The sequence below is a fragment of the Photobacterium sp. ABD4_091 genome (genome assembly GCF_056160145.1).
Window position 1 is genome coordinate 74,754 of the sequence record NZ_JBSWWQ010000004.1, and the last position, 20,555, is coordinate 95,308.

Here is a 20,555-nt window from a genome sequence, read left to right on the forward strand (position 1 = left end):
CTTTTTTGTTCTATTCAATGAATGCTAATTAAGAGCGAGGCTCAGACTTAGCATCAAACTTATCAGACCAAGTCTTCAGGACATCTTCGCGGCTCACAGCCATCTTGCCGAAGTCCATATCAACCATCGCGTTTTCTACATCTGGGTAGTTCTTCACTTCTGCATTAATAGACTTGTGGCCAACAACAGGGTAGAACTCATTGTAAAGCTTGTTCGCTTGTTCAGAGATAGACCAGTCAACCAAGCGCTTGGCCGCATCAGACTCTGTGTTTACCAGGCCAACGGCTTCAGCTTCCCAGCCCACGCCACCTTTTGGCATGATGATATCGATTGGTGCGCCTTGGGTTTTCAGTGTTGCGCCACGGATAGCCATTGAAATACCGATAGCCACTTCGCCCATACCTGCCTGTACACAAGGCTTAGAGCCCGAGTGGGTGTAGTGTGCGATGTTGTCGTCCAGCTTTTCCATGTACTGCCAAGCTGCATCGTCACCCATAGATTGGATCCACGCTGATACTTGCATATAGCCAGTACCTGATGAAGCTGGGTTTGGCATTGCGATGTGGCCTTTGTACTCAGGCTTTAGCAGATCTTCCCAGCTTTCCGGCTTTGATAGGCCTTGTTGCTCAGCGACGATTTCGTTGAAACAGACGGCATTAAAGAAAGCATCGTTACCAAACCATGCTTTGTCATCTTGTGGGTCAACCAGGTTTGCACGGATTTGATCAAGACCTTCTGGCGTATATGGCTTCAGTACGCCTTCTTCTTTAAGGAGTGCCATTGAAGAACCCGCTAGGCCCCATACGACGTCAGCGTGTGGGTTACCTTTTTCTGCCAACAACTTAGCTGTCATAATACCGGTTGAGTCACGTACCCAGTTAATTTTGATATCTGGGTTAGCTTGCTCAAAACCGTTTTTGAATTTAGCCAGCATGTCAGTTTCGAAAGCGGTGTATACCGTTAGTTCCTCAGCAGCAAATGCAGAAGAAGCGGTAAGTGCAGCAATTGCAGTTAGAGGGGCAATCATCCAACGGTTTTTCATTTTGTCATCTCCATAAATATTTGGGTAACCAAACAAGAGTATTTAAGTAGGCTACTTGGTCTGTACCAGATTGTTTCGACATGGGAGATGCTAGGCACGAAATATGACACTTCAATGATTGTGATATTTCATTTTGCTAACAGTTTTGTTTGACCTTTTTGACAGTAAAAATTCAGACGTAAATAAAGGACAAGATAAAAAAGCAGAACAATATGAAGCTTTTGTTAATTGTTAGCTGAGGGGATTTACAGCGATCAGCCAAGATCGTTATAGTTCATCGCAACTGGTATAGTCCAAATTGGAATCAAGACAATGGAAAACTTGGATAATCAATATCTACTACTTACCCCAGGCCCGCTATCAACGAGCCGCACTGTTCGCGAAGCCATGTTAAAAGACTGGTGTACTTGGGATGACGAATACAACAAAGGCATTGTAGAAGTGATCCGCAAGCAGTTAGTGGAACTGGCTACAGATGTTGAAGGTTATACAAGTGTACTGATGCAAGGCAGTGGTACCGCATCAGTAGAAGCAACAATCGGTACTATTATTCCGCAAGGCGGCAAGCTGTTGGTGGTCAACAACGGTGCGTATGGCGAACGTATTGGCCAGATTGCACAGTACCTAAACATTGCACACACCATTATCGAGCTTGGTGAAGTTGCCCAGCCATCTGCTGTTCAAGTCGCAGAAATCCTAGACACTGATACAAGTATTACCCATGTGGCAATGGTGCACTGCGAAACCACAACAGGCATGTTGAATCCGGTCGAAGCGGTATGCGATGTGGTTAAGTCACGTAACAAGATCATGATCTTAGATGCTATGTCTAGCTTTGGCGGTATTCCTCTGGATATCGGTAAACTGGGGATCGACTTTATGATTAGCTCTGCCAACAAGTGTATTCAGGGTGTGCCTGGCTTTGGCTTTGTGATTGCCAAACAAGCTGAGCTGGAAAAGTGCGAAGGTCGTGCCCGCTCGCTGTCGCTGGATCTTTATGATCAGTGGCAGTGCATGGAGAAGAACCATGGCAAGTGGCGCTTTACTTCTCCAACCCACACCGTTCGTGCTTTCCACCAGGCAATGCAAGAGTTGCAAGAAGAAGGCGGTGTAGAAGCGCGCTACCAACGCTATGCATCAAACCAGCAGATTTTGGTCGCTGGAATGGAAAAGCTGGGCTTCAAATGCTTGCTGGATAAGTCGTTGCACTCGCCAATTATTACGTCTTTCTACTCGCCGGAAGCGGGGGAGTATGAGTTCAAGAAATTCTACAACCTTCTGAAAGAAAAAGGCTTTGTTATCTATCCAGGTAAAGTGTCGAACGCTGATTGCTTCCGTATCGGTAATATTGGTGATGTGCATAATGAAGATATGCATCGTTTGATTGATGCGATCGAATCTTCGATGTACTGGGCATAAGGGAAGTGTCATGACTGAGATTACGGCATCACAACAACACGGTTCAGCACTAACTGACCAATCTCTGCGTAGCGAAGGTGATACCAATATTACCCCAGCCCGTGTAGCTTGGACGAACAGCATTGCCGATCAAAAAACGCAGCAAATGCTGGAGGAAGACAGCAAGGTGTTTTTGCACCAGGCGATGTCGACGCCATGCTTGGATGCATTGGTTGGTGCCGATGGCATCTATATAGAAGATGCGGCTGGCAAGAAATACATGGATTTCCATGGCAACAATGTTCATCAGCTGGGTTATGGACATCCTCATGTTGTTGGCCGCATTCAACAACAGTTGGCGGAATTGCCGTTTTCGCCGCGCCGGTTTACCAACCAGACGGCAATTGATTGTGCCAAGAAGCTAACCGATATCGCTGGCGGTGATCTAGACCGAGTGCTTTTTGCCCCTGGCGGAACATCGGTGATTGGCATGGCGTTAAAGCTTGCTCGTTATGTCACCGGAAACTACAAGGTTGTGTCTTTGTGGGATTCATTCCACGGTGCGTCACTTGATGCCATTTCTGTCGGCGGCGAAGCATGTTTCCGTGAAGGCATGGGGCCATTGATGGCAGGTGTTGAGCGCATTCCCCCTGCGGTGAGCTATCGCGGTGCATTTCCATCGAATGACGGAAGCGATGTTCACTACGCTGATTACCTCGAATATGTGATCGAGAAAGAAGGGGGCATCGGTGCCTTTATTGCAGAGGGTATTCGCAATACCGATGTGCAGGTGCCGAGCAAGGCCTACTGGAAACGGATCCGTGAGATCTGCGATAAACACAATGTCATGCTGATCATCGATGATATCCCAAATGGCATGGGCCGTAGCGGGAACTGGTTCACCTACCAGGAGTTTGGTATTGAGCCGGACATTCTTTGTATCGGCAAAGGGCTTGGTGGTGGGGTAGTGCCGATTGCTGCCATGATCACCAAAGATAAATACAACACGGCATCACATGTTTCACTAGGTCACTACACGCATGAAAAGTCCCCGATAGGCTGTGCTGCTGCGCTGGCGACGATCGAAGTCATTGAACAGCAAAACTTGCTGGCCAAAGTGAAAGCTGATGAAGCGTACATGCGGGATCGTCTAGAAGGCATGAAACAGAAATACCCATTAATCGGTGACGTTCGCGGTGTTGGTTTGCTTTGGGGAGTAGAGTTGGTGACTTGTCGAGCTTCCAAAGAGCGGGCATTGAAGCAAGCCGAACAAGTTATGTATCGATGCCTTGAGTTAGGCATGAGTTTTAAAGTGTCACAGGGTAACGTATTGCAGCTAAGCCCGCCGTTGATCATAGAGCGCGAAGAGTTAGCACGTGCCATGGACATGGTCGAGCAAGCCATCAGTGAAGTACAAAGCCAATAGTTGAAGGCAATCAACCTCTATTAAACCATTATTGATATTCTGCTGGCCGCCAAACGTGTGCCAGCAGATAAATAGATTTAAAAGGAAGAGAAAAATGACTAAGCAAGTTCAGGCAGTGATCTTTGATTGGGCGGGTACCGTTGTCGATTTTGGCTCGTTTGCACCAACCACTATTTTTGTTGAAGCGTTCCGCCGTGAATATGATTTTGATATCTCATTGGCTGAAGCCCGTGTGCCTATGGGCCTAGGCAAGTGGGACCATATCAAAGCCGTTGGTGAGTTGCCTGAAGTGAGCAAGCGTTGGCAGGAAAAATTCGGCCAGACGATGCAAAAAGAAGACATCGATAAAATCTACCAAACATTCATGCCCCTTCAGATTGCCAAGGTCGGTGAACATGCCGATTTGATCCCAGGTGCTAAAGCGGTCATTGATGGCCTGCGCGAAGAAGGGGTCAAAATTGGTTCTTGTACGGGTTACCCGCGCGTTGTACTTGATGCGCTGATCCCAGCGGCGAAAGAAAAAGGCTACAGCCCAGACTGCTCAGTTGCAACGGATGATCTTGCTGTTGGCGGCCGTCCGGCACCTTACATGGTATTGCAAAACATGATTGAACTTGCAGTCACAGATGTAAAAGCCTGTATCAAAGTCGATGATTCAGTACCGGGGATTACCGAAGGTTTGAACGCAGGTATGTGGACAGTTGCACTACTGCTTTCTGGTAACGAGGCCGGTTTGACTCAAGCTGAGTTCGAGCAAGCTGACGAAGCGACACTAGCTGGTGCACGTGCAAAAGCTATCGATGCCTTTGCCCATTCTGGTGCACATTACCAAATCGATACCATTGCAGATTTACCTGAAGTGGTTGCTGATATCGAACGTCGTCTGGCGGCGGGTGAGCGCCCTTAACTGCGAATGTACAAAGTGTTCGCCAGAAAACAGCATTCATAACAATAACGAATTTGAACGAACAATACCTGAGAGACGCAAAATTGCTTGTGGTCATCTGGGGTATAAGTTGCCCTTTTGGTGCGGTCATACACCAAAAGGGCTTTTTTTGTGCAACGGTCTAAATTAACGCCCCATTTTAGTGCGATAAAGAAGAGGGAAACAAATAAATAAAAATTATTTTAATACTTTCAGTTGCTTATATTCATATATTTGTGGCGCATATATTGCTCATTACTTTTTGTCTGACATTGCGCTAGGGGGAGAGTATGAAAAAGGAAGCGATTACCGTTATTTTGGCTGGTGGAGTAGGTTCAAGGTTGTCACCATTAACTGACCACAGGGCCAAACCTGCTGTACCATTTGGCGGTAAATACCGCATCATCGACTTTACACTGACTAACTGCCTGCATTCTGGTTTACGAAGAGTGCTTGTGCTTACTCAGTATAAGTCTCATTCCTTGCAGAAACATTTGCGCGATGGTTGGTCGATCTTCAATCCTGAATTGGGCGAATACATTACTGCGGTACCGCCGCAGATGCGTACGGGTGAAAGTTGGTACCAAGGCACGGCAGATGCGATCTTTCAAAACCTCTACTTATTAACCCGCAGCGAAGCCAAATATGCTGTCGTGCTTTCTGGCGATCATATCTACCGGATGGACTACGAGCCAATGCTAAAGCAGCATGTTGAGAATGAAGCGGAATTAACTGTTGCTTGTATGGAAGTCCCCAAAGCGGAAGCCAATGCCTTTGGTGTCATGTCGATTGATGAATATCAAAGGGTCTATTCGTTTACCGAAAAACCTGAAAGCCCTCAGGCAATCCCCAATAATCCAGAGGCCTGTTTGGCTTCGATGGGTATCTATATTTTTTCAATGAAAGCATTGGAAGAAGCCTTGGAAAAAGATGCACTTAACCTGGAAAGCAGCCATGACTTCGGAAAAGATATTATCCCTGGCTTGATCGATGGTGAACGGGTGTATGCGTATCAGTTTGGCGGCTCGGCCGGCCGGGTTAGCCAAGATGCATACTGGCGTGATGTTGGAACCATTGACTCGTTCTATCAAGCAAATATGGACTTGCTGTCATACTACCCACCTATGGATTTGTACCAAAAAGAGTGGCCGATCCGTACGTATGAGCAGCAGTTACCGCCAGCGCGTACCGTATCATCCCCGGTGGGAAATGAAGGGATCTTCATCAACTCGATCATTTCCAATGGCGTCGCGATCAAAGGCGGATCAGCACAAAACTCAGTATTGTTCCCCAAAGTGAAAGTCGAGAATGCAGCCGTGGTGATAAACAGTATCGTTTTCGAGGGCGTCGTGATTGGTGAGGGAGCCCATGTTGAGAACTGTATTATTGATAAAGACGTTGTGATCCCTCCTGGAACTGAAATAGGGGTCAACCCTAAGCAGGATGCGGAGCGGTTTGTTATGTCTCCTAAAGGGGTTGTTGTTATTCCGTCAGATTATCAATTTTAATATCGATATTACATCAACAAATAAAGAAGCCGGCAAATATGCCGGTTTTTTTATGATGCGATAATGTTGCATTTATGTTTGCTGCAATTGGCTGTGGAAATAATTAATTCTGTCAATTATCACTATATGAAAATTATTTATTTATCAAGATAGTGATCACTATGTGCGGAACGTTTTATTGATGTTAATCAATTGTTTTGTGGTTATTTCCACCTTGATTTTTTGCTTGCAAAAAGCAGATCAAGGCCATATTTTCAGAAATTAGACATAGCTCATACTTAAGTTAGTCGTATAGTGGTTATTAGCTAACAGTATATTTAGCCAGATGCACATGAGTTATTAACAACAGTGGTAATGTTTCTAAAGGGATGAATATGGAAACATCAGTTGAATTCTCAAACCCAGATAATGTTGTATTTGATTACACAACATTTTTATCAGCATCATGCAAACAGAGAGTAACACTTGTCGATGCGCTTAAAGCGCTGATTCCAGCATTTGAAATTACATGGACTTCTTCAATGCCGCATGGAATGACAGACTCAGAGAAGTTGCAGTTGCAGGCACTTAAAGTGCTATCAACAAACATAAGTGACACGAACAACCTGATCCGTTTGCTGAGGCTTGCACGGGCAGAGCATATTGATGAGCTAATGATTAAGCTGCCTTATGCGCTAGAGGAAATTCAGCTCGTTGAGATTGAAAGCAAAGCTGCGTGCAAGATGATCAAGCTAGATGATGATGGAGAAGTACTTAGGGCGCATATGCTCTAAATCTTCAGTTGTTCAAGTTAAAGAACAAATCGTTCAGGTAAAAGAAAAGCCAGCGTAAGCTGGCTTTTGCATAGTTAAATCATGCCCTTCCAAAGCATTCCGACCGCAATACAAGCGGCTGCTGTCAGTAGGCTGGCTGCCGTCATTTCTTTGCCGACAAACGGGCGGGTTTGCTGCTCACGCTTAGCTTTTATATAAAAATACAGGCCTGGAAGATATAGCAAGGCAGAAAGGAGCAGGTAGTTAAGGCCAGATGCATATAACAGCCATAGACCGTACAAGCTGGCACAAAACCCGACAATAAACAGCGAGCCACGATCTTTACGTTCAATCGCTAGTTTCAGCGTGTAGGCCCCAACGAGGAAGTAAGGCACAAGGATCATCTCTGAAGCGATAGCCAGTAGGGTGTCATAGGTGCTGCCGGCAAACATGACAAAAATAAGGCTGACCTGAATACAGCCATTGGTCAGTAACAGTGAGTTGACTGGGCTGCCCGCATCATTTTGCTTGGCAAAGCTTTTAGGGAACATTTTATCCTTGGCGCCTAAGAAAGGTGCTTCAGAGGCGAGCACTGTCCAGCTGAGGAACGCACCACATACCGAAACTAGTAAGCCAGCACCGATAATGTATTTACCCCATGGGCCCAGGATCTCCGTTAGAACTTTGGCCATTGAAGGGTTCTGGTAGGTGGCGAGTTGCTCTGTACTTACCACGCCCATAGACAGCAAGGTCACGAATACATAGATAGTTAATGCAGTGAGCAGACCAAGAATCGTCGCACGACCGATATCTTTACGATTTCTAGCTCGGTTTGACACAACCACTGCACCTTCAATACCGATGAATACCCATACGGTGATCAACATGGTCCCTTTTACTTGGGATAGTAAATCGTGTTGCTTACCGAAATGCAGGCCTGTGAAATCAAACACGAAGGTATCCCAATGGAATGCGATAAGGGCAGAGAAAATAAACAGGAACAGCGGGATCAGCTTGGCACAGGTAGTGATCAAATTGATCATCGCAGCGGTTTGTACCCCGCGTAATACCAAGGCGTGAACCAGCCAAAGTAATACGGATGAGCCTATCACCGAAAGCCAGGTGTTACCGTCACCGAAAAGCACCATGTTTGGGCTATCGAACAGCATACCTAATGTACTGAATACGATGACTAAGTAAGAGACATTTGCCAGCATCGCACTAAGCCAATATCCCCAAGCCGAGCAGAAGCCGACAAAATCGCCAAAGCCAGCTTGGGCGTAGCCAAAGACACCGCTTTCGATTTCAGGCTTGAGTCGGGAAAGGTGCTGAAAGGATAAGGCAAGGAATATCATTCCGATACCTGTGATTGTCCAACCGATCATTACTGCTGCGGGGCTGGCAACAGCAGCCATATTCTGAGGAAGGCTGAATACACCTGCACCTATCATTGAGCCTATGACCAAGGCGGTTAGCGATCCTAATCCCAGTTTTTTATCCATTTTTACATCCGGTTATAACGACTGAATTTTTATAATTTTCAGGCGTATTATGATGGTTTTTTATGTTATTGCACGCTCAAAGTGATGTATCTCACGCAATTAATAGTTAATTACACCATTCATTGTACTGGATCAAAAAAGCCATCAGGCTTAATGATGGCTTTGTAAGTATAGGAAAGAATTACCTATTGGTTTCAGGGCATAAATCTGTGAGTGTGCTTGGTATTCAGTGATATGTGATACGTGATTTCTCATCACGGTTGATTACAAACGCAAAGCTTGCGCCCGCATCAGACGCATCGCGCATGGCATAACTTGCGAAGTGCTGGATATCACCTGTTGCTATAACTGCACTGCAGTTTCCACTGCGTAAAGCTTTTTCCATCAATTCCTGATCAGTCTTGCCTTTTTTGTTAGTTAGCACCAATACCTTGTTTAAATCAATGCCAGCACTTTTTAGCAAGTTTTTATCAACCACTGCATTCTGCCCAATGAACATGATCCAGCGGCTCTGTTGGCTTGCTTGCTTAAGGATTCGTAAGAAGTAGGCCAGTTGAGCTTGGCTCTCATCATTAAACGATACTTCAATCGGACAGCTTACTGTATGAGAAGCGGCATTGCCCTCGGCTGTAGCGTTAAATGTTGCTTTGTAGACCTGAGAAGCAGAAACCGTGTTTTGATGTTCAAAGTAAGCAGCCATAATCCATCATCCTCAAACAGTGTTTATTTATACATGCTGTATGTCTATACAGTAGTGTTAATCAGACGCTGTTGCAAGTGTTTTTATATTAAAAAATGAATATGGTGATGTGGTTGGACTCGGTTTATCGGTCAAATCGGTGTTAAATTATTGATTTTATAGTATTTATTGTTGTACTCAAAATGAGTTGCATGTTTTTCTAAAGAAGTAGAATTCGATTGGGGGTACAAAAATACAGCCATAACCAGTACTGTATACAGGTATTAACTACTGTATAAAGTCACTGGATATACAGTAGTAGGTAACAGATAAGAGAGTAATTGTGGAAGCTCACTTAGCAAGTTAGGTGAAAAATGAGTCAAAAGTGATGGATTTTTGCCACATTTCCTTGTTTGATGTGAAAACGACCGATTTTTCAATGTGATGGTGAAACAGCTCAAATAAATCATATAGATAAACAGGTATCATATCCCTGCAAGTAAAATAGCGCGTAAGAGGGTTAGGTCCTAACGGCGGTAGCGTGCCATTAGATCTTACCTAATGGGCTTTTGACGCCGCTGAAATGTGTGCCGACGACATGAGTATAAATTTGCGTTGTTTTTATATCTGAATGGCCGAGCAACTCTTGGATATTCCTTAGGTCTGTACCCGCTTCAAGCAAACGAGTTGCGAAAGAGTGCCTGAATGTATGGCAGTTCGCTTTCTTTAAAATTTTTGCTTTTTTGACCGCAGTGGCAATGTGCAGTTGAACACTGCGATCAGTTAGGTGGTGGCGCATCATTCTGCTTGAACGGGGATCTTTACTGATATTCTTTGCTGGGAAGAGATACTGCCAGCCTAGCGACTTTGCGTGATTAGGGTATTTAAGCTGTAAAGCGTAGGGCATGTATACTGCACCAAAAACATTCTTGATATCAAGTTGGTGTTGGACTGTAACTGATTCTATCTGTTGGTGAAGATCAGTCTGAATATGTGGTGATAATAAGGACTTTCTATCTTTATTCCCTTTACCGTTTCTTATAGTGACACTCAGACCATCAAAATTTATATCATTGATCCTAAGTCGAAGTGCTTCATTCACACGCAGTCCACTGCCGTACATTAATTGTGCAACAAGCCGATAAGGATATTGAAGCAAGCTAATGACTTCCATGGCTTCTTCATGGCTAAACACCTCTGGTAATTTTGTTGAGCGCTTCGAACGCTTGAAGTTTAATAAGCTTGTGTCTTGGTTGAGCATTTCTCTGCAGAGAAAGACTAATGCGTTCAAAGCTGTTTTTTGGGTGTTTGGGGCAACATTTTTAACTGTCACTAAGTGCTCAAGGAAAGGTTGGATGTCCTTCGCATTGATTTGGCTACGGTGTCGATATTTAGAGAAAAGGATAAAGCGCTTGATCCATCCTAGGTAGGCTTTTTCGGTTGAATAAGCCAGCCCCCTGGTACGAATGAAAGTGGTGACCTCGGTTAAAAATGGGCTTTTAATATTAGATAAAGGCTGTGGGATATCTCTCATATCATCATTGTGTTTATATACATGTATTCATGACTGTATGAACACATTTGGTACATGACTAAGAAATTTAGAAGAGAGTTCGCTTATTTGCTGCTGACATCACATTGCGTAGAAAATTTGTTGTTTGTTAGTATGTTAACTGAGATGGCTAGGGTGGGATATGCGAAATAACTTCGGAATAGAAGCGTACAAGGGATTGAAACGTCGTAACTTGTTGATTTACCTTTAGTTGGATAAGCGAAGTAATTACGTAAAATAAAATGTTATATTTAATTCGCATAGCAATTCTCAGGAAGAACGTTGAAAATTCTAAACATAATTATTCTCGGAATACTTATACTTACGTTACCCATAACTGCAATAGGAATACTTTTCGGGTTGGCGGGAAGTGCGTCCCATTTCATTATGATCATTTTGATTGGGTATATTGTAACAATTGTAACTGGTGTTCTAAGCTTTTTTTGGAAAGCATTCCGCTATTACCCACTAATCGGGTTGCTGTTAATTGCTATTGGTTTCAGCCTGGATCATCAATACTGGAAGCAACATAATATAGATTTGTGCTTAAAGCTAAGAGCAAACCCCTCTTGTATTGAAGATAATATCGGCTTCGATTGTTCGAACTTTGAAGGTCACAGTTTTTCGACTGGAAAAGGTATATGTAAGAATGTACCAGAAAAAATATAACAAATTACTTAACAGGGACTCCTAACGCTTGGCGACTTCAGTCGCAATTTTGGCTCTGTGTTTATGGCACAATATTCAAGTTGGGCGGAGCCGCGTTATCGCCCGTTAGTAAGGCGTTATATATATTTGGCTACGAATGGATATGTGAAATTATGGAATGTAAACAGTGTAGACTAGAAATTGATGAGCGGGCCAAGGTATGTCCGCATTGTCAAAGCCGTCAGGATTGGAGGTCACATTTACAATTTAGTAATGTGTTGCTAGCTTTATTAGTTGCCCTGATATCTGTTACTGGTGCAACCCTTCCGGTTGTAGCGGACTTTCTGTTGCCAAAGCGAGCTAACCCAGACATCTTACAACTTCACGTAAAAGATGATCGTTTGTCATTAATCGTAAGTAATAGTGGTTCTCTGGCAGCAGCTTTTAACGAAGCATATATAGAGTTAACAGTAGCGATTAACAATAATCCAAACACTACAAATACAATGACATTTCCTTTGAAAGTGCAAGATGGTTCGATAATCGTGCCTCCTGAAAATCTACATCAGCTAGACCTGATATTGCAGAACGATTTCCATGCATATGGCAACGATCGTACCGCTTTATATCGCGGCTATGTGATTTCTTGCGACTCGAAAATTAAGTTTGTTGGACTTGGCTCCGAGAATTTTGAGTTTGAGTACAAGGATCGCAAGCAGTGTAATAATATTTTGAATATGATTGAATCAAAATTCCCGTTTGAAGAGATAGTAAAATAAATATATATAACAAACTGTTTAAGAGTGATTCGCAACGCGTGGCATTTCTACTATGCGTTGGTTTTAGTGTTTAAGGTGGTATGCGGCGGCTTCGGTAATGCGTTGCTCACACCTTAACAGGGCGTTATGTTTACTTGTATTTCAAAGGCTTAAATGTCTTAGGCTCTAGTTCTTTGTCCCTTTGGCAATTTGTTCCGAGTAGACTCAGCAAATTCGCATTGTCGGCCTAAGCTCTTGAATCTCTCAGCCCGTAAAACATGCCAATGTTCGTGGGTTGCTTCATTGTCAGGTCGTGGCGGTCGGTTTCTTGTTTAACTGGCTCAAAGTCGCTTTTAGGTTCTTAGTCAATCAGCATTTCAACTTGGCAGTTGCCTCGGCAATTTTCTATTGTCTTGCGCTTTGGTTGGAAAGAAAGGGCGCTTGTTGAAAGAGAGCAGGGTTGCCTCATTGGGCAGGGAAGTGGAATTACTTGTTTTAGGTTGGTCGCCTTTGTCGGTCAAGTTGGTTTCACCCTTGTGGTTTGCTTCAGAAAACTAGTTAAAAATAGAAGTTCTTTCTCAAGTAAATCATATGTTTGTGGTAAAACATAACAAACAATTCAACAGTGATTCGCAACGCTTGGCGCTCTCACTTCGGGTTGAGCTTAGTGTTTACGGCGCAGTGGTTAAGTTCAGTGGCTGCGCTGCTCACACGTTAATTGGGCGTTATGGCTACAAATTGAGAATCAACGTATTCGAAACATATGATGAGCTATGTAAAGCTCATCATAGTTATTACATGATTAACCCTGAATAATTGTAACCTTACTATATTCTCTTAGTGCTCGACTTCCTTCTGAGCAGGTAAGGTTGATCAAGTAGTCATTAGTTGCTAGTAAATTTGCAGCTTCGGTCAGGCTATTAACAAGAGTTTTGTTTCTTGCTTTGTTGGTTGAGTTTCCATCAGTTGGAGAGCTGACTTTTTTATTGAGAACATATTGGCCTTCCGCATTGGCTTTTGCTGCAAACTCAAGCCCTTTGACTTTTCCACGAGTACCAATTGCGCTAATTTTTACAACATTTGTATATTTCATGTATGACCCACAACAGTTTTGGTTTCTGTTTGAGATCTTAGGGTTAGTTGTCTGCGTATTCAAATAAATATTATTTTATTACAATCAATGGTCTATGGCTGATGTTCAGGTTTTTATTTTTAAAATTAGTACTTTTTGTATGTAAATAGCGCCATTTTTCTCAAGCGAACGGTGGCGATGTGGCCATAACAAAAACATCAAGTTGACGCTTTTTACTGCGCATTTTTGGTATGGAGTTAGTTGCGCTTGGTGAGTTTAGTGGGGCGCAACTTATGTTAGGCGTTATGCCTCAAAGGAAAATCATGAAATCTAGCGACATAGTTGAAAACTGGAAACGTTTTGCTGCTGCAATCGACAAACTTGGTGGCGAAGTTCAATCACTATTTATAGATGAGCCAGCAACGAAGAAAGAAATAGCAATTCTTGAAGGTAAGCTTGGTTTCGAGTTGCCTCTATCTTTAAAGGAGGTATTACTTACCTTTTCAAAGAAAGTAGAGTTTCGTTGGTTCTTTCCTGATGGATATGAGCTTGATGGGGCTCTTTCACAAATATTCTCAGGTGATAGGCATTGGTCATTGGATTGGATAGTTCAGTTTAACGATGATAAGAACGGCTGGAAAGATGAAATGTTTCCAAACATGGATGATCCATATGATTTGGTTTGGCATAACAAGCTAGCTTTTCATGAGGTCGGTAATGGTGATTATTTAGCTATTGATTTGGCGCAGCCAGGTCGTGAACCAGTTATTTACTTGAGTCATGATGATGGCGAAGGGCATGGAATAGAACTAGCTGAAGATTTCAAAGAATTTCTCTTAGTATCTAGTCGCTTAGGCTGTGTGGGCGCAGAAGATTGGCAGTGGCTACCATTTACTGAAGCAAACAAGGGGTTCATAAATCCAGACTGTGAAAATGCAAAGAAATTCAGAGAGGCCTTGGGCGTTAAGGCATAACAAAACAATTAAGGTGATGCGTTACACTCGGCGGTTTTGGTATGGAGTTCAGTGCGCTTGGTTAGTTCAACGTGGCACACCTTATTGTAAGCGTTAAATGGATGGAAAAAATATTGAATAACGATGTTGGAATTGAAATTCTAGAATCATTGAAAGATATGAAGCCGGATCTCAATGAAAGAGATAATTTGTCTTTAATGCTTCACTTTGTAGTATTTGACACTCAACGAGCAATATTTGACTTAGTCAGGTTGAAGCACTTAGGTGCGGCGTCTGCCCTCCTGAGAGTTCTATTTGAAAGCCATATAAAAGCTGAGTGGTTAAAGGTGTGCGCTTCGGAAAAACAAGTAGAACAGTTTAAACGCGATAGTGTTAAATCAGCAAAAAATTCTAAGTATTCCATCAGCTTCCAAGAAATGATTGCCGATCTAGAGAATAAGAAACCACATCTCAAAGGTTCATTACAAGCTTTCAAAGATTATCATTGGAAAGGTCTAAATAGCTTTACACACTCAGGAAGTATGCAGTTGAACCAATTTCAACGGGGGCTTGCCGGAATAGAAGAAACGGGAAGTAATACAATTGATTTTGCTAACCGTTTTGCCATTAGCTCACTAGGCTCTGTTGGTGAACTACTGAAAGATACTAATGTACTTCAAAGACATATATCTTTGGCTGATCGCTTTCTGGGAATATCCATTTAACAAACAATTTAAGCAGATTAACAACGCTTGGCAATTTTGGTTTGAATTGGCTTTAGTGATTACGGCACAATGGTTTGGTTGGGTGGTAGCGTTGTTCACTACTTAATTGGGCGTTATGCATATAGTTGAAATGATCAGATTCTTGTACAGTTAAATTTGGAAGCAGGATATTTGTGAACCTCGTCCAGTTGTTCATTCGTGCTGTAAATTAAATCGATTGATACTTCGATGGCTCCACCAACTTGCTTGATCCTTAAGTTTCTTTGTTCTGTGCTAACATCTCCACTACTTAGTGTAGTGCTTCTTTGTAGCTTAATTTCGTAGTCAAGTTCACTACTGAAGGGATTCGCAATAAAGGCTTGCTCATCGATCGATATAATATCATATTCTGTATAGCTTGGCGTATATTGACCACTACCAACATTTCTCTTGAGCATTTTTTCACCTTGAAATATATAAGTGTCGATTAGTCCATTACTGTCTTTACAAGTAGTCATCCATGAAGCATGAGTAAAGGGAGAGAACAACAGTAAAAGTGTTAATAATCGCATAAATAGACACTAATTGAGGCTGAAAACCGCATTTTTACATCTAAAGTGTTCTATGGCAAAGATTCAATTGTAACCTGTTGTTAGCATAATAAGGCCATCAAGGGTGACGCATTACACTCGGCAGTTTTGGCTTGAAATTCAACTGGTTTGGTAAGCTCAGTGGGGCACACCTTAATGCGGATACATGGACTCCCCCGGTTGTCAACAACAGCGTCAGGTAATATAAGGTTTGGGACTGCCGCTCTACATTCGGTCTGTTTATTGGCTTTCTACGCCATGACCCTGATGACACTACGCGGTTGCGGTTCCTCATTCGTTAGAAGGCATCTACAGTGCCCGCCGCATTACCAGGTTTTCCCGCAAAAGGTCTGAACCTTACATCATCATTGGCTATTGCAATGACCCGGTGAAGTCAGCTATTCCGTTAGAAAACAATTTGGTTTTATAGTGGTTGATATTCGGTGTCGTTACTCAGTAGCGACCAGATAATTCGTGCGTTATTGGCTGCCAGAGCAACAATAGCACGCTTGAAGCCTCGCCGTTCGACTAGGTTTTTACACCATAAACTCAAGCGGTCGGTCTTGTTGCCGATGGCTGAAATAACTGCTCTAGCACCATGAACTAATAATGTCCGAAGGTATTTATCGCCTTTTTTGGTTATTCGGCCAAGTCTGGGTTTACCGCCGGTTGAGTATTGAGAAGGGACAAGCCCGAGCCAGGCAGCAAAATCGCGGCCTTTATCGAATTGCTCACCTTTACCAATACTGGCGATAACAGCAGTGGCAGTAATGGGGCCGATGCCAGCAACTTTCATTATTTTCTGCGCATTATGGCTACGAAAAACAAGCATGTTAAAGCAGTTTTCTTGGTCGGCAATACGTTGGTTGATGCTGAGTAAGTGATCGTAGCTATCGGAGAGGATAGCCCTTGCTAGATCAGGCAATTGATTTTCAGCATCTTCAAGTGCTTCTGGAATGGCGGTTTGTAACGCGTACCTGCCTTTAGGTGCGATGATGCCAAACTCGGCCAGCATTGCTCTTATTTGGTTAAGCAAGGCTGTTCGCTCATGAACCCAGTTATCACGAGCGCGATGTAGCAGCAGGATAGCTTGCTGCACAGGTGATTTGATTTTGACGAAGCGCGTTGAAGGGCGGGTGACAGCGACGCAAATAGCGACGGCATCGTTGAGATCGTTCTTGGCACCCGTCCTGAAAGGCGCCACATATTTGGATGCCATGATTCTCGTTGTATGGCCTAACTTGGCTAACTCACGCGCCCAATAGTGTGAAGCACCACAGGCCTCCATTCCTACAATAGCTGGCGATATATTGGCAAAGGTAGAAAGGACTTTTGACCGAGTTACTGTTTTATGGATCAGTCTCTTGCCATGCTCATCTTCGCCATGGATACTGAACGAATGTTTGGCTAAATCAATGTCATAAATTGATTGTGACATGGTGGCCTCCATGAAGTGTAGTCAGACTTACCAAGTGTGGCAGAGCCTGATGAGGGGGAGTCCATGTCATTCGTTATGGCGCAAGCCAGATTTTGAAGTCAGTCGCAGCGCTTTAATCACTATTCTCGATAAGTCGTGATATGGATTTGTAAACCTCCCCTATAAAGATGGTATCCCAAAGACTATCAGTGTGGGCAAGACCCACTCAACAGTACTGAGCAAAAGGAAAACGGTAACCTTGTATATTAGTGCTGATGGTGTTGTTGAAAAATCGTCTGAAGGAACATCTTCAAGCACTAAAAGAACAAAAAACAAGAACTAGTCGAACCTTACGGGCGATGTGTTTTTTGAAAGGAGAACAGTATGCGAGATTCTTTGCGAGAGCGAATAATATCAGTCTGCAGCAAGAAAATATCGCAGAAAGGAAACAATGTCGGTGTGTCTTTTTATGCTTTCTTTGCCAATAAGAATGATGATCCTGAATTGTTGATGGAGGCGGCGAATGGTGGATCCAGACACATGAACTCGATCACTTTGAAAAAGCAGTAAAAATTATGGCTATGGTTACTGATGGCAAGTAACTATGGTGAAGTTCCGTAGTTATTGAGGAGGAAATAACCTCTCTTCATCGTTTTTATTCCAGAGCGGGTATTGAGTCATCGCGATTGAATAAAGTGGGTTCTGGTAGTGAGAGGTTAACCAGCGCTGCAGGTTTGGGTAGGGCGCGTTTAAATACCACTTCTTATCTACACGAGAAAACTGGCGGATGAAGGGTAAAATGGCGTAATCAGCCAAACTTGGGCTATCAGCGATTAGGTATTCATGATCGTTTAAACGGCTTTCTAGTGTGGCTATAAATTGCTCGCATTGATTGCGGTGATATATTTCATTCTCATGGTGGTAACGGGCGGCGATTTTGTACCTATCTAGTTGTGGTACAAAGTTACTATCATTGCCACGTGCTAATGCCATCATAGCTAGTTGAATAGAGTAGGGGTGTCTGCGCAGTAGGAGATCATGCGGGTCGTTAATCTCAAGTGCCCACATCATTATATCTAGGCTTTCATCAATAACCGCTCCATCATTGCATACCAGTACAGGAACAGTACCTTTGGGGGAAGCAGTTAGCATTTCATCTGGAAAGTGGCTAGCGACGACATCACGCAACCTGACAGATTGATTGGCCATTATAATAGCGAGCCTTGCCCTTACGCAGTAGGGACACCGCCTAAGTGAGTAGAGTATAGGGAGTGACATGCAATATGCTCTGTGACTTGGATACCTTGTATAGATAAAGATTATAGCCGTTAAGTGCCATAGAGCTCTGCCTCAGTAAATAAGAGGCAGAGCTCTTGCCAGATTAATGGGCAATCTTGGCCTTTAGCTGGAGAAAAGTATCACTATGATGATCTTCCTTGCGGCAGATGCTGAGAAGATCGTCAATAAAGTGATAAAGCGCTCGCCGTTCGATCCTTTCGATTTGCTGTTGCTGCTGTGCGGTTAGCATGTGGTACATGCTTGCCGCACCAAAATCACCAAAAATAATGTTCCCCTCATCATCGAAGAGGGTGTTATGGGCATATAAGTCCCCATGACAGACTTGGTTTGTGTGCAAGTGCGTAAAAACCGCTTCCATTTGGGAAATGATTTTCTCAATTTCCTCAATACTTAGCGTGAAGCCTGGTGGAAAGGTGTCTCTAGTACAGCTTTTAAAGCAAGGGGGTAGCCCCAAGTTTTTGTAATGAGACGGGATCAGGTTCATGATTAGCGCTAGATAACTCTCTTCAACGACTTGCGCCAGAGACTGTACCAAATTGGGGTGGTTGCCCACTTTTAAACATGCTTGTAGTTCATCTTTTGGGTAGCCATCGCTGGTCACTTCGCCCTTGAAAACTTTCACTGCTATCTCATCAGGGAAGGCAGTTTGAGGTTGCTGCCATACCGCTTTAGAAATCACACCCGATGCGCCTTGCCCCAGCACTTGCTGTAATGAGAAGTCAGCAGACGAGACTGTTGGAACGGCTTGTATAGAGATATCCGTTTGACAGAATGGGTTGCCTGCAAAAGCAAACCAAGCAAGCTTGGGCAAGTTGAGCAACTGCTCAGGGCATTCTGTTAATGCATTGGCGGAAATACGCAATAGCTCCAGGTTATGTAACTGGGCCATGGTTTGCGGCAATGCCTTCAAGCGGTTGCCAGCCAATGCCAGTTTTTGCAGGCGTGGCCTTTCCCCTAGGGTGTCCGGTAGCGTTTCAATTTGGTTGCTGGTCAAGATCAGCCAGCGTAGCTTCGGGGGCAAAGAGTTGGCCGGAACGTGGCTAATCACATTGGATTTGAAGCCGATCATTTCCAAATTTGGACAGTGTCCAAGTACTTCAGGCAGGGATTCGAAGTTATTGTTGGAGGCAAAGAGAATTTTAAGCTTGTGCAGTTGGCTAAATTCATCAGGAAAAGCACTAAGCTGATTATCTGATAAATCGAGGATTTCTAAGCTATCTGCGAGCGTTAGGATTTCTTGTGGGAACTCGGTCAGGTTTTCGGCCAGTTTTAAGTGCTTGATACCTGCCAGTTCGCCTGATTTTAGCTGAGAAAGTGACTGCAAAATGATCAATCCATGCTGGGGTAGAAAGGAAAAAAGGCGAGTAGTCTACAAGAAAAGTGAATCCAATGGGTAGAGTTCACTTTTTTGGATCTAAATCAAGAAACAATAGCGCGGTATAGAAGCTTAGAAAACTCGTTCTCTGAATCCTGCACTTTGAGGTAACTTGGGTACATAGTTCACAAATAGCAAACGGGAAAAGAGTAGTTTCCCAATACTTGGCTTTACTGTATGTGTGTACGGAAAAGGAGTTTCCCGGTGACATTAGAAATATGGTTTTATTATGTGCTCGCTGTGTTGGTGTTAACCGCGTCGCCAGGCCCGAGTTCTTTGCTATGTATGACCAAGGGAGTGGTTTGTGGCTGGAGGGTGGGAGCTTATACCGCATTAGGTAGTTTGACTGCAATTACGGCTATCTTAACCCTGTCCTTTACAGGGTTAGGGATAATTATTTCCTCTTCTGAACTCATCTTTAATCTCATCAAATGGGTTGGGGCTGGTTATTTGGTTTATTTAGGAATAAAAGCCATATCATCCCAAGAACACAACATTGCAAGGCCATCCCTCACTGCCACAGAATCACCAAGTTTTGTCGCCCACTTTGTCAGTGGGTTTATCGTTGGGGCTAGCAACCCAAAAGCTATATTGTTTTTCACCGCTCTCTTTCCGCAATTTATCAACCCTTCAGAAGCGTTGTTTCTTCAATATACCGTTTTTGCTGCTACCTTCATTGTGTTCGAACTATCATGGTTATTGTTCTATGCGTATATGGGGGCAAAATCATCCAATTGGGTATTTGCATCGGGCAGAGCCAAACTCTTCAATCGTCTGACAGGCGGTGTTTTTATCGGAGCGGGTGCGTTACTTTCCACGACAAGTCGTACGTGATGATGACAATGTCACTATTATCGAGCCGGTTAATGTCTCTGGTTGCTCTCACTGCCAGCGCCAATAACTGAACCTTCGTCCTTTCACCTATAATGGAATTCTTCTGTATCTCTACGAAGGG

Annotated in this window: 18 protein-coding genes and 1 pseudogene; 10 read left to right on the forward strand and 9 right to left on the reverse strand. The window is 43.6% G+C overall.

The window, feature by feature from the left end; all coding sequences use genetic code 11:
• Nucleotides 1–28 precede the first annotated feature (28 nt).
• Nucleotides 29–1,042, reverse strand: coding sequence for a putative 2-aminoethylphosphonate ABC transporter substrate-binding protein (locus ACXAGQ_RS24700; RefSeq protein ID WP_475257523.1), 1,014 nt, complete (start codon nt 1,040–1,042; stop codon nt 29–31).
• Nucleotides 1,043–1,363: 321 nt separating this feature from the next.
• On the opposite strand from ACXAGQ_RS24700, the gene phnW reads away from it, so the two are divergent.
• From phnW to ACXAGQ_RS24725, 5 genes are all read left to right on the forward strand, one after another.
• Nucleotides 1,364–2,461, forward strand: coding sequence for a 2-aminoethylphosphonate--pyruvate transaminase (phnW, locus tag ACXAGQ_RS24705; RefSeq protein WP_475258066.1), 1,098 nt, complete (start codon nt 1,364–1,366; stop codon nt 2,459–2,461).
• Between the two features lie 10 nt (nt 2,462–2,471).
• Nucleotides 2,472–3,866, forward strand: a complete 1,395-nt coding sequence (locus ACXAGQ_RS24710) for an aspartate aminotransferase family protein (protein ID WP_475257524.1) — start codon at nt 2,472–2,474, stop codon at nt 3,864–3,866.
• Between the two features lie 94 nt (nt 3,867–3,960).
• Entirely contained in the window at nt 3,961–4,773 is an 813-nt protein-coding gene (phnX, locus tag ACXAGQ_RS24715; protein WP_475257526.1) for a phosphonoacetaldehyde hydrolase, read from the forward strand.
• Between the two features lie 308 nt (nt 4,774–5,081).
• Entirely contained in the window at nt 5,082–6,299 is a 1,218-nt protein-coding gene (glgC, locus tag ACXAGQ_RS24720) for a glucose-1-phosphate adenylyltransferase (protein WP_475257528.1), read from the forward strand.
• 374 nt (nt 6,300–6,673) lie between these two features.
• Nucleotides 6,674–7,072 carry a hypothetical protein gene (locus ACXAGQ_RS24725; RefSeq protein WP_475257530.1) on the forward strand — a complete coding sequence of 133 codons (399 nt, stop codon included), beginning with the start codon at nt 6,674–6,676 and terminating at the stop codon, nt 7,070–7,072.
• 74 nt (nt 7,073–7,146) lie between these two features.
• On the opposite strand, the gene ACXAGQ_RS24730 is transcribed toward ACXAGQ_RS24725, so the two are convergent.
• From ACXAGQ_RS24730 to ACXAGQ_RS24740, 3 genes are all read right to left on the reverse strand, one after another.
• On the reverse strand, nt 7,147–8,553 hold the full coding sequence (locus tag ACXAGQ_RS24730) for a basic amino acid/polyamine antiporter (RefSeq protein ID WP_475257532.1): 1,407 nt from the start codon (nt 8,551–8,553) through the stop codon (nt 7,147–7,149).
• A 226-nt stretch (nt 8,554–8,779) separates the two neighbouring features.
• Nucleotides 8,780–9,253, reverse strand: a complete 474-nt coding sequence (locus ACXAGQ_RS24735; protein WP_475257533.1) for a cell division inhibitor SulA — start codon at nt 9,251–9,253, stop codon at nt 8,780–8,782.
• A gap of 526 nt (nt 9,254–9,779) precedes the next feature.
• On the reverse strand, nt 9,780–10,766 hold the full coding sequence (locus ACXAGQ_RS24740; RefSeq protein WP_475257535.1) for an integron integrase: 987 nt from the start codon (nt 10,764–10,766) through the stop codon (nt 9,780–9,782).
• A gap of 839 nt (nt 10,767–11,605) precedes the next feature.
• Here ACXAGQ_RS24740 and ACXAGQ_RS24745 point away from each other — a divergent pair.
• Entirely contained in the window at nt 11,606–12,211 is a 606-nt protein-coding gene (locus ACXAGQ_RS24745) for a hypothetical protein (protein WP_475257536.1), read from the forward strand.
• A 781-nt stretch (nt 12,212–12,992) separates the two neighbouring features.
• On the opposite strand, the gene ACXAGQ_RS24750 is transcribed toward ACXAGQ_RS24745, so the two are convergent.
• Nucleotides 12,993–13,283, reverse strand: a complete 291-nt coding sequence (locus tag ACXAGQ_RS24750; protein ID WP_475257538.1) for a hypothetical protein — start codon at nt 13,281–13,283, stop codon at nt 12,993–12,995.
• A gap of 302 nt (nt 13,284–13,585) precedes the next feature.
• On the opposite strand from ACXAGQ_RS24750, the gene ACXAGQ_RS24755 reads away from it, so the two are divergent.
• Both ACXAGQ_RS24755 and ACXAGQ_RS24760 read left to right on the forward strand, forming a co-directional pair.
• A complete protein-coding gene (locus tag ACXAGQ_RS24755) occupies nt 13,586–14,236 on the forward strand; it encodes an SMI1/KNR4 family protein (RefSeq protein WP_475257540.1) in 651 nt (216 codons plus the stop codon).
• Nucleotides 14,237–14,349: 113 nt separating this feature from the next.
• Nucleotides 14,350–14,940, forward strand: a complete 591-nt coding sequence (locus ACXAGQ_RS24760) for a DUF6988 family protein (RefSeq protein WP_475257541.1) — start codon at nt 14,350–14,352, stop codon at nt 14,938–14,940.
• A gap of 134 nt (nt 14,941–15,074) precedes the next feature.
• Here the strand turns inward: ACXAGQ_RS24760 and ACXAGQ_RS24765 are convergent, their stop codons facing one another.
• Nucleotides 15,075–15,491 carry a hypothetical protein gene (locus tag ACXAGQ_RS24765; RefSeq protein WP_475257543.1) on the reverse strand — a complete coding sequence of 139 codons (417 nt, stop codon included), beginning with the start codon at nt 15,489–15,491 and terminating at the stop codon, nt 15,075–15,077.
• Nucleotides 15,492–15,933: 442 nt separating this feature from the next.
• On the reverse strand, nt 15,934–16,947 hold the full coding sequence (locus ACXAGQ_RS24770; RefSeq protein WP_475257545.1) for an IS110 family RNA-guided transposase: 1,014 nt from the start codon (nt 16,945–16,947) through the stop codon (nt 15,934–15,936).
• 363 nt (nt 16,948–17,310) lie between these two features.
• Here ACXAGQ_RS24770 and ACXAGQ_RS24775 point away from each other — a divergent pair.
• Nucleotides 17,311–17,528: pseudogene (locus tag ACXAGQ_RS24775) on the forward strand (DUF6500 family protein).
• A gap of 19 nt (nt 17,529–17,547) precedes the next feature.
• Here ACXAGQ_RS24775 and ACXAGQ_RS24780 read toward each other — a convergent pair.
• Nucleotides 17,548–18,204: a glutathione S-transferase gene (locus tag ACXAGQ_RS24780; protein WP_475257546.1), complete on the reverse strand. Its 657-nt coding sequence runs from the start codon at nt 18,202–18,204 to the stop codon at nt 17,548–17,550.
• Between the two features lie 103 nt (nt 18,205–18,307).
• Nucleotides 18,308–19,549, reverse strand: coding sequence for a leucine-rich repeat-containing protein kinase family protein (locus ACXAGQ_RS24785; RefSeq protein ID WP_475257548.1), 1,242 nt, complete (start codon nt 19,547–19,549; stop codon nt 18,308–18,310).
• Nucleotides 19,550–19,777: 228 nt separating this feature from the next.
• Between ACXAGQ_RS24785 and ACXAGQ_RS24790 the strand changes: the two genes are divergently transcribed.
• The gene (locus tag ACXAGQ_RS24790; protein ID WP_475257549.1) at nt 19,778–20,434 is read left to right on the forward strand and encodes a LysE family translocator; all 657 of its coding nucleotides are present in this window, start codon (nt 19,778–19,780) and stop codon (nt 20,432–20,434) included.
• The last annotated feature ends 121 nt before the right edge of the window (nt 20,435–20,555 follow it).

Bases quoted from the DNA above. Each gene is read 5' to 3' on its own strand.
- ACXAGQ_RS24700 (WP_475257523.1), bottom strand. From the start codon at position 1,042: ATGAAAAACCGTTGGATGATTGCCCCTCTAACTGCAATTGCTGCACTT.
- ACXAGQ_RS24710 (WP_475257524.1), top strand. From the start codon at position 2,472: ATGACTGAGATTACGGCATCACAACAACACGGTTCAGCACTAACTGAC.
- phnX (WP_475257526.1), top strand. From the start codon at position 3,961: ATGACTAAGCAAGTTCAGGCAGTGATCTTTGATTGGGCGGGTACCGTT.
- glgC (WP_475257528.1), top strand. From the start codon at position 5,082: ATGAAAAAGGAAGCGATTACCGTTATTTTGGCTGGTGGAGTAGGTTCA.
- ACXAGQ_RS24725 (WP_475257530.1), top strand. From the start codon at position 6,674: ATGGAAACATCAGTTGAATTCTCAAACCCAGATAATGTTGTATTTGAT.
- ACXAGQ_RS24730 (WP_475257532.1), bottom strand. From the start codon at position 8,553: ATGGATAAAAAACTGGGATTAGGATCGCTAACCGCCTTGGTCATAGGC.
- ACXAGQ_RS24735 (WP_475257533.1), bottom strand. From the start codon at position 9,253: ATGGCTGCTTACTTTGAACATCAAAACACGGTTTCTGCTTCTCAGGTC.
- ACXAGQ_RS24740 (WP_475257535.1), bottom strand. From the start codon at position 10,766: ATGAGAGATATCCCACAGCCTTTATCTAATATTAAAAGCCCATTTTTA.
- ACXAGQ_RS24745 (WP_475257536.1), top strand. From the start codon at position 11,606: ATGGAATGTAAACAGTGTAGACTAGAAATTGATGAGCGGGCCAAGGTA.
- ACXAGQ_RS24750 (WP_475257538.1), bottom strand. From the start codon at position 13,283: ATGAAATATACAAATGTTGTAAAAATTAGCGCAATTGGTACTCGTGGA.
- ACXAGQ_RS24755 (WP_475257540.1), top strand. From the start codon at position 13,586: ATGAAATCTAGCGACATAGTTGAAAACTGGAAACGTTTTGCTGCTGCA.
- ACXAGQ_RS24765 (WP_475257543.1), bottom strand. From the start codon at position 15,491: ATGCGATTATTAACACTTTTACTGTTGTTCTCTCCCTTTACTCATGCT.
- ACXAGQ_RS24770 (WP_475257545.1), bottom strand. From the start codon at position 16,947: ATGTCACAATCAATTTATGACATTGATTTAGCCAAACATTCGTTCAGT.
- ACXAGQ_RS24780 (WP_475257546.1), bottom strand. From the start codon at position 18,204: ATGTCACTCCCTATACTCTACTCACTTAGGCGGTGTCCCTACTGCGTA.
- ACXAGQ_RS24790 (WP_475257549.1), top strand. From the start codon at position 19,778: ATGTGTGTACGGAAAAGGAGTTTCCCGGTGACATTAGAAATATGGTTT.